This window comes from Roseovarius carneus (genome assembly GCF_020141465.1).
GTDB classification, from domain to species: Bacteria; Pseudomonadota; Alphaproteobacteria; order Rhodobacterales; family Rhodobacteraceae; genus Roseovarius; species Roseovarius carneus.
This window is the reverse complement of record NZ_JAHSPD010000001.1, coordinates 804827-816498: the sequence shown is the minus strand read 5'-3', so window position 1 is coordinate 816498 and position 11672 is coordinate 804827. Positions and strand designations below refer to the sequence as shown.

Sequence of the window (11672 nt, the reverse complement as noted above, 5' to 3'; positions counted from 1 at the left end):
TTCCCTGTGTTCCTCGGCACGCCCGCCTGCGACAACATGAAGGAGAGACCATGCGCTATCAAATTTCCGGCAAACAGATCGACATTGGTGAGGCGCTTCAGACCCATGTGAAGACCGAACTAGGCGCTGCGGTGGAAAAATATGCCAAGCGACCGACCGACGCGACCGTGGTTTTCTCCAAAAGCGCCAGCGAATTTGTTTGCGAGAGTGTGGTTCACCTTTCCACGGGCCTTACCGTGCAAGCCAAGGGAAAGGCCCATGAAATCTATGCCGCTTTCGATGCGAGCCTTGAAAAAATGGACAAGCAGCTGCGCCGCTACAAACGCCGCTTGAAAGATCACCATAAAGACCGGCACCAGCCGGTTGAACTTTCCGGGGGGGCCTCGTATATCCTCGCCTCTGAAAGCGAAAACTCGGAATCGGAACCGGAAAGCCTTCAGCCTATTATCGTCGCCGAAATGGAGGCGAAGATTCAGGCCCTCTCCGTTGGGGAGGCAGTGATGCAGATGGAGCTTGCTGGAGCGCCAGTGCTGGTATTTCGGAACGAGGCAAAAGGCGGGCTGAACGTTGTATATCGCCGCGACGATGGCAATATAGGGTGGATCGACCCGTAAACACTGAGGTTTGAGGGCGCAGCGCCGCCGCTCATGAACGGTCGGAGCAAAGAATGGACATTTCCATGATCCTCAAACCAGAGGCTGTGCGCGTCTTGTCTTCTGCATCAAGCAAGAAGCGTTTGATGCATGAGCTGGGCGATATTTCCGAATCCGCATACGGTCTGCCCGCTGCGCGGGCAGTCGAGGCCTTGCTGGAGCGTGAGGCGCTTGGGCCAACGGGTGTCGGGAATGGTGTCGCCTTGCCCCATGCGCGGCTTGACGGGCTTGGAGAGGTCGTGGGCGCGCTGATCTTGCTGGAGCGCCCCATCGATTTTGACGCGGTTGACCGGCAGCCGGTGGATCTGGCCTTTGCTCTCTTCGCGCCGTTGGAAGCAGGGGTCGAGCATCTCAAGGCGCTTGCGCTCGTGTCGCGGACGCTCAGGGATAGTGATCTTTGTGCAAAACTGCGCGCAAACCCGGATGCGGGGACGATCTATACGATACTGACCGAGGCACAGCGCTCTATCGCTGCCTAATCGAGCCCGGCTACGGAAGCGGCTTTCAGGCCTTCCACGCCCCAAATCCGAAGGCTTCGTAATCGCGCTGGTAAATGTCAGCGGCCAGCGCCTCTAACGTGTCATCATAGATATCGGCCAGCGCAAAGGGAGTGTCCTTGGGCGCGGCCTCAATGGGCGTGGCACCAGGATAGCCCACCTGTTTGGCGAGCGCGCCCAAGTGCAGCTGCATTTCGTCCTCGCGTAGGATCAAATCGGGCAAGCAGACCTGCGCCATGCCTTGCAGGACGGCCGATTGCGTGGCCCAATTGGCATCGACGCGCACCGAAGTCTGACCGCGCAGATTGGCCTTGAGGAATTGCAAAAACGCGGTGAAGGCGGTGTGATGTGCGCGCCGGTCATAGGTCTCGTCAGGGCCGGGGCCGGGGATCGGTAGTTTGTGAAAATTGCGCAAGATGCGGCGGATTTCGCCGAGACAGCCGGGGCCGCGGCTGAGGATACGGGTGCAAAACGCCGTGTGCGCGCGCGCCAGTGGATGGCGCAGCACGGTAAAGCTGCGATGGCCGGGCGTGCCGTGCTGCCATTGGCGCAGAAGCTTTTGGTTCAAATTGGTATAGAGCGCGTCGTGTGTGGTCCCGTCGAGCGCGGCGAGCCATCTGCGCACCTCGTCCTCGGGGCCAGAGCGGATGGGCATGAAGAGAAGCGGTGCTTTGACACCCACAACATGGGCGGGCACGGCGGCCCCGCGGCGCGGCTCAAAATTGGGCGTGCGGGTGAGGTTGAACCTGTCGATCCCGGCCAGCGCTGCGGTCATCTCGTCAAAATTGGCGACCTTATCCTCAAGCGTCTGGGGGTTCTGGATTTTCAGCTTGTCGTCCAGCGCCTCCAGCCGCTCGTCGCTGCCGAGAAAGCGAGCGAGGCCGTTCATTACCTCAAGATTGTTTAGATCTTCGTAATCCAGATAAAACGCCGTCTGCCCGGTCTTCTGTAGTGTGTTCATCAAGAACACCTGAAAGGTCTGAAGCCGCGCGATGTGATCCTCGAACTCGGCGGCGTCAAAGCGGGCCTTGGCCTCCTTGCGTCGCTTCACGTTGGTCAGCTTCCATTGCCCAGTTTCCTGAGCGATCTTCCAGCTGACATAGCTTTCGGCGGGGTTGCGGGTGAGGATGATCTTGGCACAGCGCGGGTCGGCGGTGGCGATCTCAAGCGCGCGCAGATCGTGATCATGGAAAAAGCGAAACCCCCCCATGCCGGTGCTTTGGGTCTTGATCGTGTCGATCAGACGGGCGGGATCGCCTTCGCGCATGGCTTGGGTGATGCCGAGGATTTCGGTCCTGTTCGGGTAGCCAATGAAGGCGGGGTTGAAGGCCTCGCCGTGGCACTCAAAGCTTTCAAATGCGTTCAGGTTCGCCTCCAGCAGGTTGGAGCCTGTGCGCATTTCGGCAAAGACGACGAAGTAATCGAACTGGGGCATTAGATTTTACCGAACAAGATAGGGTTTGCGCGAGCTTGTCTGAGCCTCATGCAGCTCATGCGCCACGGGAAAATTGCCCATGAGGTAGGGGTGCATCCCCTGGTTTTTCAGGTTTTGCAGGAATTGGCCAAAGCCGGTCAGGTCGGCCATTTTCGGCACTTCACTCAGCCCGCGCGTGTTCTGCATCGGGCCGATTTCGTCGATGATGGTTTGCAAAGGCTCCATCGGTGCCTCGATAAACTCGGCCATGGTCCAAATGCGCACGCGCGCCTTGGTCCAGGACGAGCGCAGGATCTCCAGATGTTTGCTCTCAACCTGTTGCAGGCGGGCGGCCTCGCGGCGGATATCGGAGAAATTCTGGTTGGATTTGAAAAGCGGGACCGCCCATGCGCCGGAGATGACGGAGATTTGCGCGTTGGGGTCTTTGGCGATGTCCCAGTTGATGGCCTGATTGTCGGCGGGGCTGAACTGAAAACACTGCCGCTCCCCGCGGGTGTTCCAGATGAGCGAGGCGAGGAAGGCGCGCGGGTTGTAATCGCGCAGTTTCGCGCTGTCAGAGAGCGCGCCGTTCATAACCGTCTGCCCCTCCGAAAACTCCGCTCGTCCGGGCGCAAAAAGATGGCCGTGAACCCGCGTTCCGGTGGCGCGGGCAAGCCATGTCTCAAAATTCTCGAAAAGGGCTGAGAAACCCTGAAAAACGGAATATTGCGCCGAGGTGAGCCCATTTTCGCGCGTCTCAACCGGGAAGCGGCTTTGCATATAGAGGCCGGTGCGGCCCCGCGTGCGCCGCTCCACGGCTTTGCTGAAGATCCGGTCGATCTTGCCGGGATTGGGCTCGGTCTTTTTCATCGCATGGGCCGCATCGGTGAGGAAAGCATCATAAAGTTTATGCGCGTGCGGCCAGATTTTGCGCGCCACAAAGCAATCGGAGCGGCGCAGCAATTGGAGGTGGTCATCGTAGAAAATATGCGGCTTGCCCTGATAATCGAACTTGCTCAGCGTGAGAGAGCGGCTTTCGATATTGCGCGAATATTGCCGGGCGAGGGTTTGGAAATAGCTCTCATCCGGGATCCAGACCTGCCGAAAATAGGCGTCATATTTGGCGCGCTCGGGGTCGGTCAGGATGGCCGAGAGGGTCTGGCGCGTGAGGCACCACCACTGGCTTCCCATATGCGGGACGATACCGTTCGGGATGCGGCGCTTGAGGCCGAAGGCGCGTTGCAGGGCCACATATTTATCGAACAAAAACCGGTTCTTGCGCCATGAGAACGGAAAGCGCAGGGTGAAGCGTTCCTCGTCCAGTCCGCCAATGGTCCACGGGACATCGGCGGTCGTCGCACTTTCGATGAAATCGGTGTGTGGGCGCTCGGTCAGGTAATCAATCAGCTCCGTCACCGGGCGCAGCGGCAGGCAGGAGCCCGACGCGAGATAGACGTGACGCACATCGGGAAAATCATCAAGCATGGTCTGTGCCGCTGATTGTGAAGCCGAGACAAGCCTCCACGTGCCCCATTCGCAGCGGTGTCTCTTGGAAAATCGCACGTCTGGAAGATCTGAAAGCGCCTCGCGGAAGGCCTTGAATGTCTTGGCAGGCACGGACAGATCGGCGTGGATCACCAATGGACAGCCCGCAGAAGACCAGTGGCGCGCCACCTGTTCGGCGCGGCCGAGGGCCGTGTGGACGAGCATGACAATGCCGACACTCACCTGCGTTTTGCCTTCCTGCTCATGCCCAGTTGCCCTTGGACATAAGCCCGAGGATCTCCAATTGACGCCAGTTTATATATTTTTCCGACCATTTGCACCAAAGCTCTGGTGTCTTTTCGAGATTTTCCACATAGGCTTTGTATTCCAGAGAGGCGCGGTAATGCTGTTGGCGCTCCATCTCCTCCTCGGCCTTGGTGGTGAATGTGTCGAGGAATTTTGCGTGCAGCAGGACGCCGCTTGCCGTCTCCCCGCCCCATTCGTCATAGACAAGGTTCAGGCCGCGCGGCAGCAGCATGTGGGTGGAGCTGACATAGGCGTAGCGGCGGTTCCATTTCACCAAAGGGATCTTGTTCAGCGCGGGCGCTTTTTTCGGCGCATCGGGGAAAAAGACACGGGCACGTGGGCCGCCCTGAATCCACAGATTGCCGAATTTGCGATTCTTCTCGATCATGTAATTGCCGGGATCGAACCATGAGGCGATCTCGATCGGGTTTTGCCCCCGGCGGTATGGAACGGCATCGAGCCGTCCCTTGGGATACATATCCAGAAGCATCGCCCCAAAGCTGCGCACGTTGGAGCCATCGAGCCAATCTGTGAGGGCGCGAATGGGGCGTGTGTCGCAAAACGGATAGACGAAAAGCTCATCAGGATCGACGGTCAGCGTCCAGTGCCCGTGTGCGTATTGCCGTTGAAGCCAGTTCAGCCAATCCACGCCAAAGCGCGCGCGTTTATAGCTCGCCCTCGTGTGCCAGAGCGAAACATCAGGCTGATCCGCGAGGTAGTCGCCGCTGCCATCGGTGCTGTCATTGTCCACGATCAGGAAATGATCGACGCCCATTTCTCGGTAATATTTCAGGAAATAAGGCAGGCGGATATGCTCGTCCCGCAGGGTGGAGAACAAGAGCACATCGCCGGGTTTGATCGCGGCGGTGCGATCAACCACAGGCGACATGCCAAAATGCTTGTGCCAAGCGCGCATCTTGGCCCATTTGCGCCGCCACCGCATGCGATATGATTGCCAGAATTTCACGCGCGCCGCCCTTTGGTTTTGCCGCATCGGAGTGACCATAGCGCGGCGGGCTTAAGGGAATATTGCCGCCGACCATGATCCGCATCTGCGGCTTTGCGAAACGATAAAGCCTTGTCACGCTTGGGTAAACGGTTTTCCATCCTCACAGCCATGTCCCGCGGCTCATCAGGCCCAGCGCCTCCAACTGTCGCCACCCGGTGAGTTTCGTGGAGGTGGGGCACCACAGGACCGGGTCTTCGGTCAACTGATCGTAATAGGCCTCGTAGAGGGTGGAGTTGGCGAAGTGCTCACCGCGCTGTTTTTCCTCCGCCGACTTCTCGGCGATGGTGTGCAGGAATTTGGTGTGCAGAAGCACGCCGCACGCGGCCTCCCCCCCCGTGACGTCATAGGTCTGGTTGAGCCGCCGCGGCAGGGCGGAGTGGGTGGAGCTGACATAGGCGTAGCGGCGATCCCATTTGATCAGGGGAATTTTGCCCATCGTTGGTGCGCGGCGGGGTTCTTTGGCAAAGAAAGCACGGGCGCGCGGGCCGCCCTGTATCCAGAGGTTTTGCAAGTCTTTCTTTCTTTGGATCATATAGTTACCCGCATCAAACCATTGCAGGGTTTCCGCTGGATCGTGGCCCGCCTCATAGGGGGTCTCGGTCAGCCGCCCACGTGGGTAGAGGTCCAGCATCAGCGCGCCAAACGACGGCAGACCCTTCATATCGAGCCAGTTTGTCAGGGCGGGCAGGGGCCGCGTGTCGTGGAAGGGGTAGATCAGGATCTCATCCGCATCCAAGGTCAGGCACCAATGGCCATGGCCGTGCTGGATTTGCAACCATGTCAGCCAATCGACGCCAAAGCGGCTCAAACGGTAGCTGTGGGCGGTGCTCCAGACGGAGCAATCGGGCTGCTCGGAAAGCATCTCGGCGGTGTCATCGCTGCTGCCATTGTCCACGAACAGGAAATGATCGACGCCGAGCGCGCGGTGATGATCGAGAAAGTAAGGCAGGCGGATCGCCTCATTGCGCACGGTGGAGAAACACAGGATCGCGCCGGGTTTGATCGCCTTGGTCCTGTCGCGCACAGCGCGGAGCTGCTGCCGTTTGCGCCATGCGCGCAAAAGCAGCCTGCGCCGTTTCCAGCGGAGCCGGTAGGCGAGCTTCGCCTCGCTCAGTTGGTCCCAGAGAGTGGTCTTGCCCGTCATCTGCACCTCGTGGCCAGCCCGTCATTTGGCGCGGGCCGTGTCGGGGCAGGATTGCCGTTATTTCTCAAAATGTCCAGATTGATGCCAGCGCCACGCATCGCCGATCATCTGCGCCATAGACGACCGCGTGGGCGTCCAGCCCAGCTCGGCCTCGGCGCGGGTGGAGCCGGAGACAAGCTTCGTGCAATCGCCCTCGCGCCTTGGACCCTCGATCACAGGCACGTCGCGGTTGGTCACATGACCCGCCTGCGCGATCACCTCGCGGACGGAGAACCCATCACCGGTGCCGAGGTTGAAGACACGGCTTGGCTTACTGTCCTCCAGCCATTTGAGGCCGAGGATATGCGCATCCACCAGATCGCACACATGCACGTAATCCCGGATACAGGTGCCATCGGGTGTGTCGTAATCCGTGCCGAAGATGGTGAGCGCACCCCGCGTGCCGTCGAGCGCATCGAGCATCAGGGGCACAAGATGCGTCTCTGGCTGGTGTTGCTCGCCGACCTCTGCCTCGGGGTCGGCGCCAGCCACGTTGAAATACCGAAAGATCACATGGCGCAGCCCGTGGGCGGCCTCAAAATCGCGCAGCATGTCCTCAATGGCGCGCTTGGATGACGCATAGGGGTTGATCGGCATCTGCACGCAGGTCTCGTCGAGCACGACATTGTCCTGATCGCCGTAGGTGGCGCAGGTAGAGCTGAACACGAAATCAAGGCAGCCTGCGGTAACGGCGGCCTGCATCAGCGTGAGCGAGCCGCAAACATTGGTCTGCCAATACGTCTCCGGGATGCGGGTGCTTTCGCCCACTTGGCTGAGGCCCGCGAAATGCATCACGGCGGCGGGTTGGTAGGCGGCAAAGACCTGATCCAGACGCTCGCGGTCGTTGAGATCACCCTGCTCGAAAGGGCCGAACTTTACCGCATCGACCCAGCCTGTGATCAGGTTATCGTAGGTAACGGGCATATAGCCTGCGGCCTTGAGCGCCTTGCAGGCATGGCTTCCGATATAGCCCGCGCCGCCGGTTACAAGAATGTTGGTCACGCGAAATCCGCCTTTAGTCGTTCAGAACTATTGCGCAGCCCTATCAGCGTTGAGTGTGTCGTAAAGGAAGTTCCGCAAATCGTCGCGCAAATCATCGCGCGCGAGGGCGAAGGACACGGTTGCCTGCAAGAAGCCCGCTTTGGAGCCGCAATCGAACCGTTGGCCCCGAAAGCGGAAGCCATAGACTTCCTCACCCTCGTCGCGGGCATCCGCGATGGCATCTGTCAGCTGAATTTCACCGCCTGCGCCGGGTTTTTTCTTGTTGAGCATCTTGAGCACAGTCGGCGACAGGATATAGCGGCCGATCACGGCAAGGTTCGATGGGGCGGTGCCGGGCGCAGGTTTTTCGACCATGCCTTTGGTCGAGACCAGCGCGCCCATGTCTTCCTTGATGTCCAGCACGCCATAGGAGGATGCCTTGTCATCCGGCACTTCCATGGCGGCCACGATATTGCCTTGGGTTTCTTCAAATGCTTCTACCATCTGCTCAAGGCAGGGCTTTTCGGCGGCAATCACATCGTCGGGGAGGATCACGGCAAACGGCTCATTCCCGATCAGACGGCGCGCGCACCAGACGGCATGGCCAAGGCCGAGGGGCTTGTGTTGGCGCATATACGCAATCTCGCCCGAGTCCATATTAGTGGATTTCAGGATATCCAGAAGTTCCGTCTTGCCCTTTTTGCGCAGCTCTTGCTCAAGCTGTGGGGCGTTGTCGAAATAATCCTCAAGCGCACCTTTGCCGCGCGAGGTGACAAAGATGAATTCCTTGATCCCTGCCGCGCGCGCCTCGTCAATCGCGTATTGCACAAGGGGGCGGTCCACGAGGGTCATGATTTCTTTTGGCACTGATTTGGTCGCAGGGAGAAAGCGGGTGCCCATACCGGCAACTGGAAAAATAGCCTTGGTTACTTTACTGCGCATTTGATCGTTCCCCAAATCGTATTCTTTTTTACACGCGAACCTACATAAGATACAAAATAATTACATAAGATATGAAAAGAGCCCGTTGGAATTTGGACATTTTAATAAAAAGTGACCTTAAAGCCTCCCCTTCGCGCTTGAGTTGTGGCGGGGTATAGAGCGGCGCTTGACTTATCAAATGGCCTTCGGACCCAATGGCGGATGATGCGGGGCGAAGGATGCAAAACATGTCTGTGATCCAGCCCGAGGTGCCGCAGGGTGGAGCGACCCCGCCGACCTATATCCGTATCCTGCGCGAGGTGCGCCGTCTGGCGATTTTGGCATTTCCAATCGCGGTGTCGCTGGCTGCGGCAAGCCTGATTGGCGTTGTGGACACAATCATGGTCGCGCCTTTGGGCACGGTGCCTTTGGCTGCGGTCTCGCTGACTATGGCGGCAGTCATGATTTTTTATTCAGGGCTTTACGGGTTTGTCTCCGCCATTGGTGTGCGCTTTGCGCAGGCGCACGGGCGTGGCAGCGACACGGAGCTATCGGCCACCGTGCGCACCGGGCTGATTGTTGCGGGTGTGGTCGGCGCGCTGGGGGCCATTGCGATGGCCCTGCTAAAGGGTGTGATGGGCGAGATTGGCCAGCCCCCCGAGGTGGTCGCGGCCTTGGACGGCTATTGGCTGGCGATGAGCGCGATGATGATCCCCTTCACGCTTTTTTATGCGCTCAAAGCTCTCTTTGATGCGATCGACAAGCCGTGGGTCGGCGTGGGCCTTGCTTTTGTGGCGGTCGCGTTGAACGTGCCTGCGAATTGGGTGTTGATCCACGGGATCGGTGGTTGGGAGGGGCTTGGCCTTTTGGGGGCGGGTCTGGCGAGCCTTTTGTCGGAGTTGGTGTCGCTGATACTGGCGCTGATCATCTGGCGGCGAGCCAAGATGACGCAGGCTGCGCGGGTGCCGGCACGGCGTGTCCGCCGCGAGATGGGCGTGCAGGTGCGCGAGGGTAGCATTATCGCCGCCGGATATGTGGGTGAGGGTGGCGCCTATGCAGTGGTCGGCCTGATGATGGGGTGGTTTGGTGCGGCGGCGCTGGCGGCCAATCAGATCGTGGGATCGGTCGCGGCGGTGCTTTACATGGTGCCGCTGGGCGTATCGGTCGCTGTGTCGATCCGGGTGGCGCAGGCTATTGGTGCAGGCGAGCGTGAGCGGCTTGTGCTGATCGGCAAAGCGGGGCTTTTGGTCATTATCGGCTGGATGAGCCTTGTGACGCTGGCGCTTTTGGCCGCGGGTGGTGCGATTGCGCAGAGCCTCTCAGACGATCCGGAGGTGGTGACGCTTGCGGCGGGGCTCTTCGTGATTGTCGCAGTCTTGCAGATCGCGGACGGGGTACAGGGCGCGATGCTGGGTGCGTCGCGGGGTATGACGGATAACCGCGTGCCGGTCATGATCACGCTGGTGTGCTATTGGATCCTGGCGCTGCCGGTTGGCTATGTTCTGGGCTTCACGTTCGAGATGGGCCCTTACGGCGTCTGGATTGGCTATGGGCTCGGGCTTGGCCTTGCTGCGGTGCTGCTGACGTGGCGGTTCTTCAGGCGCGCACGCGCTTAGTCCATCCCCATCTCGCGCATCATCTGCTCAATGCGGGGCGCGTCTGATGGGTTGTTCAGCTCCCAGAACTGACGGTCTTGTGCCGCGACCTCGACACAGAGCACGGGCCGTCCGTTTTCCATGAATCGCAGCTGTTCCAGCCCTTCGAGCGTCTCCAGCGGGCCGGTCGTGTATCTTGGGTAGGCTTTGAGCGCATCGGGGCGATAGGCGTAGACGCCAACATGGTGGAAGACGGGTGTTTCTGCGTCCTCGCCATAGGTTTGGCCGGTATAGGGGACGACTTCCTTGGAGAAATACATCGCGTGGTGATTGGCGGCGAAGACGGCTGTGGTTCCGCCCACGCGACCCTCTTTGCGGTCCTCGATAAAGCCGGTGAGCGCGCGACCATCACAGCGTAGCACTGGTGTCGCTACATCCGCAGAGGGGTCGTTGCGCAGCCCCTCGATCAGGTCCGCAACGAACCAATGGGGTGTGAGCGGCGCATCGCCTTGCAGGTTCACGATCATCTCGAAACCACCGCCCAGCGTTTCTGCGGCTTCGGCGCAGCGCTCGGTCCCGTTGGCGCAATGCTCCGAGGTCATCACCACCTCGGCGCCAAACGCCTCTGACGCCGCCTTGATGCGCGCGTCATCGGTGGCCACGACGATACGGTGATCACCGGCCACGGCGCGCGCGGCCTCCCACGAGCGCTGAACGAGGGATTTGGCCACGCCCGAGGCTCCTGTGAGCATGTGCAAAGGCTTGCCAGGAAAGCGGGTGGAGGCGAAACGGGCAGGAATTGCTATCAGAACGCTCATGGTTTTTTAAGCTCCACACCGGGGGCGTGGGCAATGAAAAACGGGTTGGCGTAGCCATCCTTGCCGTATGTCAGGGGGGTGTGATCATCAAAGCGGATCACGGCCCCACCAGCGCCCGACAGCACCGCATGGCCCGCCGCTGTGTCCCATTCCATTGTGCGGCCCACGCGGGGATAGATGTCCGCCTCGCCCGTTGCTACAAGGCAGAATTTGAGCGAGGAGCCTGCGCTTTTCATATCCTTGGCGGCGTATTTGTTGATGTAGTCATCCGTCGCCTGATCCCGGTGCGATTTGGAGGCGACGATCATCAAGGCCGCATTGTCCGGCGTGCTCACGCGGATCGGCTCTTGGGTGCCGGGGGCGGCCTTATCAAGCGCGCCGGTTTCTTCAACCGCGCTGCCATCCGCCAAAGTGTAGAACATACGGCCCCGCGCAGGGGCATAGACCACACCGCGCGTCGGCGCACCGTTCTCGACATAGGCGATGTTCACGGTGAAATCGCCGCGCCGGTTGATGAATTCCTTGGTCCCGTCGAGCGGATCCACGATGAGGAATGTATCGGCCTGTTTGGTGTGTGAGGCGGCTTGTTCCTCGGTCACCAGAAGGACATCCGGAAAGGCCGCGCGCAGCCCGGCGGAGATCAGCGCGTCTGCGGCCTCATCGGCGGCGGTGACGGGGCTGTCATCGGACTTGGCCTTCACGTCGAAATCGTCGCGGGCATAAATTTCCATGATCACATCGCCCGCCTCAAGGGCCAGGCGGCGCATCACATCGGTCAGTCGGGCATAGTCCAAATCAAGGGCTCCTTTT

General features: G+C 59.9%; 12 protein-coding genes. 3 read left to right on the top strand and 9 right to left on the bottom strand.

Annotation, left to right across the window (positions count from 1 at the left end; genetic code table 11):
• The first annotated feature begins 50 nt into the window (after positions 1-50).
• Both hpf and KUD11_RS04035 read left to right on the top strand, forming a co-directional pair.
• Positions 51-614: a ribosome hibernation-promoting factor, HPF/YfiA family gene (hpf, locus tag KUD11_RS04040; RefSeq protein WP_109386391.1), complete on the top strand. Its 564-nt coding sequence runs from the start codon at positions 51-53 to the stop codon at positions 612-614.
• 53 nt (positions 615-667) lie between these two features.
• Positions 668-1132, top strand: coding sequence for a PTS sugar transporter subunit IIA (locus KUD11_RS04035; protein WP_109386393.1), 465 nt, complete (start codon positions 668-670; stop codon positions 1130-1132).
• Between the two features lie 25 nt (positions 1133-1157).
• Here the strand turns inward: KUD11_RS04035 and KUD11_RS04030 are convergent, their stop codons facing one another.
• Genes KUD11_RS04030 through galU form a run of 7 tightly spaced genes read right to left on the bottom strand, consistent with a single transcriptional unit; the run spans position 1158 to position 8470 of the window.
• Positions 1158-2585 (bottom strand): sulfotransferase family 2 domain-containing protein, encoded by a 1428-nt coding sequence (locus tag KUD11_RS04030; protein ID WP_109386395.1) that lies wholly within the window; start codon positions 2583-2585, stop codon positions 1158-1160.
• A 6-nt stretch (positions 2586-2591) separates the two neighbouring features.
• Entirely contained in the window at positions 2592-4292 is a 1701-nt protein-coding gene (locus KUD11_RS04025; RefSeq protein ID WP_109386397.1) for a DUF5927 domain-containing protein, read from the bottom strand.
• Between the two features lie 19 nt (positions 4293-4311).
• Positions 4312-5298, bottom strand: coding sequence for a glycosyltransferase family 2 protein (locus KUD11_RS04020; RefSeq protein WP_109388255.1), 987 nt, complete (start codon positions 5296-5298; stop codon positions 4312-4314).
• The gene (locus KUD11_RS04015) at positions 5228-5407 is read right to left on the bottom strand and encodes a hypothetical protein (protein ID WP_181375364.1); all 180 of its coding nucleotides are present in this window, start codon (positions 5405-5407) and stop codon (positions 5228-5230) included. Before KUD11_RS04015 ends, KUD11_RS04020 begins: the two co-directional genes overlap by 71 nt.
• A 57-nt stretch (positions 5408-5464) precedes the next feature.
• Positions 5465-6508 (bottom strand): glycosyltransferase family 2 protein, encoded by a 1044-nt coding sequence (locus KUD11_RS04010; protein ID WP_109386399.1) that lies wholly within the window; start codon positions 6506-6508, stop codon positions 5465-5467.
• 57 nt (positions 6509-6565) lie between these two features.
• Entirely contained in the window at positions 6566-7549 is a 984-nt protein-coding gene (gene galE / locus KUD11_RS04005) for a UDP-glucose 4-epimerase GalE (protein WP_109386401.1), read from the bottom strand.
• A 27-nt stretch (positions 7550-7576) separates the two neighbouring features.
• Positions 7577-8470: a UTP--glucose-1-phosphate uridylyltransferase GalU gene (galU, locus tag KUD11_RS04000; protein WP_109386403.1), complete on the bottom strand. Its 894-nt coding sequence runs from the start codon at positions 8468-8470 to the stop codon at positions 7577-7579.
• A 227-nt stretch (positions 8471-8697) separates the two neighbouring features.
• Between galU and KUD11_RS03995 the strand changes: the two genes are divergently transcribed.
• A complete protein-coding gene (locus KUD11_RS03995; RefSeq protein WP_224380145.1) occupies positions 8698-10065 on the top strand; it encodes an MATE family efflux transporter in 1368 nt (455 codons plus the stop codon).
• Here KUD11_RS03995 and KUD11_RS03990 read toward each other — a convergent pair.
• Both KUD11_RS03990 and cysQ read right to left on the bottom strand, forming a co-directional pair.
• Positions 10062-10862: a 3-deoxy-manno-octulosonate cytidylyltransferase gene (locus KUD11_RS03990; RefSeq protein WP_109386405.1), complete on the bottom strand. Its 801-nt coding sequence runs from the start codon at positions 10860-10862 to the stop codon at positions 10062-10064. The two genes, KUD11_RS03995 and KUD11_RS03990, sit on opposite strands and share 4 nt — an antisense overlap.
• Positions 10859-11656: a 3'(2'),5'-bisphosphate nucleotidase CysQ gene (gene cysQ, locus KUD11_RS03985; protein ID WP_109386407.1), complete on the bottom strand. Its 798-nt coding sequence runs from the start codon at positions 11654-11656 to the stop codon at positions 10859-10861. The genes KUD11_RS03990 and cysQ overlap by 4 nt, the downstream gene beginning before the upstream one ends.
• Positions 11657-11672 lie beyond the last annotated feature (16 nt).

Bases quoted from the DNA above. Each gene is read 5' to 3' on its own strand.
- hpf (WP_109386391.1), top strand. From the start codon at position 51: ATGCGCTATCAAATTTCCGGCAAACAGATCGACATTGGTGAGGCGCTT.
- KUD11_RS04035 (WP_109386393.1), top strand. From the start codon at position 668: ATGGACATTTCCATGATCCTCAAACCAGAGGCTGTGCGCGTCTTGTCT.
- KUD11_RS04030 (WP_109386395.1), bottom strand. From the start codon at position 2,585: ATGCCCCAGTTCGATTACTTCGTCGTCTTTGCCGAAATGCGCACAGGC.
- KUD11_RS04020 (WP_109388255.1), bottom strand. From the start codon at position 5,298: ATGCGGTGGCGGCGCAAATGGGCCAAGATGCGCGCTTGGCACAAGCAT.
- KUD11_RS04015 (WP_181375364.1), bottom strand. From the start codon at position 5,407: ATGCGGATCATGGTCGGCGGCAATATTCCCTTAAGCCCGCCGCGCTAT.
- KUD11_RS04010 (WP_109386399.1), bottom strand. From the start codon at position 6,508: ATGACGGGCAAGACCACTCTCTGGGACCAACTGAGCGAGGCGAAGCTC.
- galU (WP_109386403.1), bottom strand. From the start codon at position 8,470: ATGCGCAGTAAAGTAACCAAGGCTATTTTTCCAGTTGCCGGTATGGGC.
- KUD11_RS03995 (WP_224380145.1), top strand. From the start codon at position 8,698: ATGTCTGTGATCCAGCCCGAGGTGCCGCAGGGTGGAGCGACCCCGCCG.
- KUD11_RS03990 (WP_109386405.1), bottom strand. From the start codon at position 10,862: ATGAGCGTTCTGATAGCAATTCCTGCCCGTTTCGCCTCCACCCGCTTT.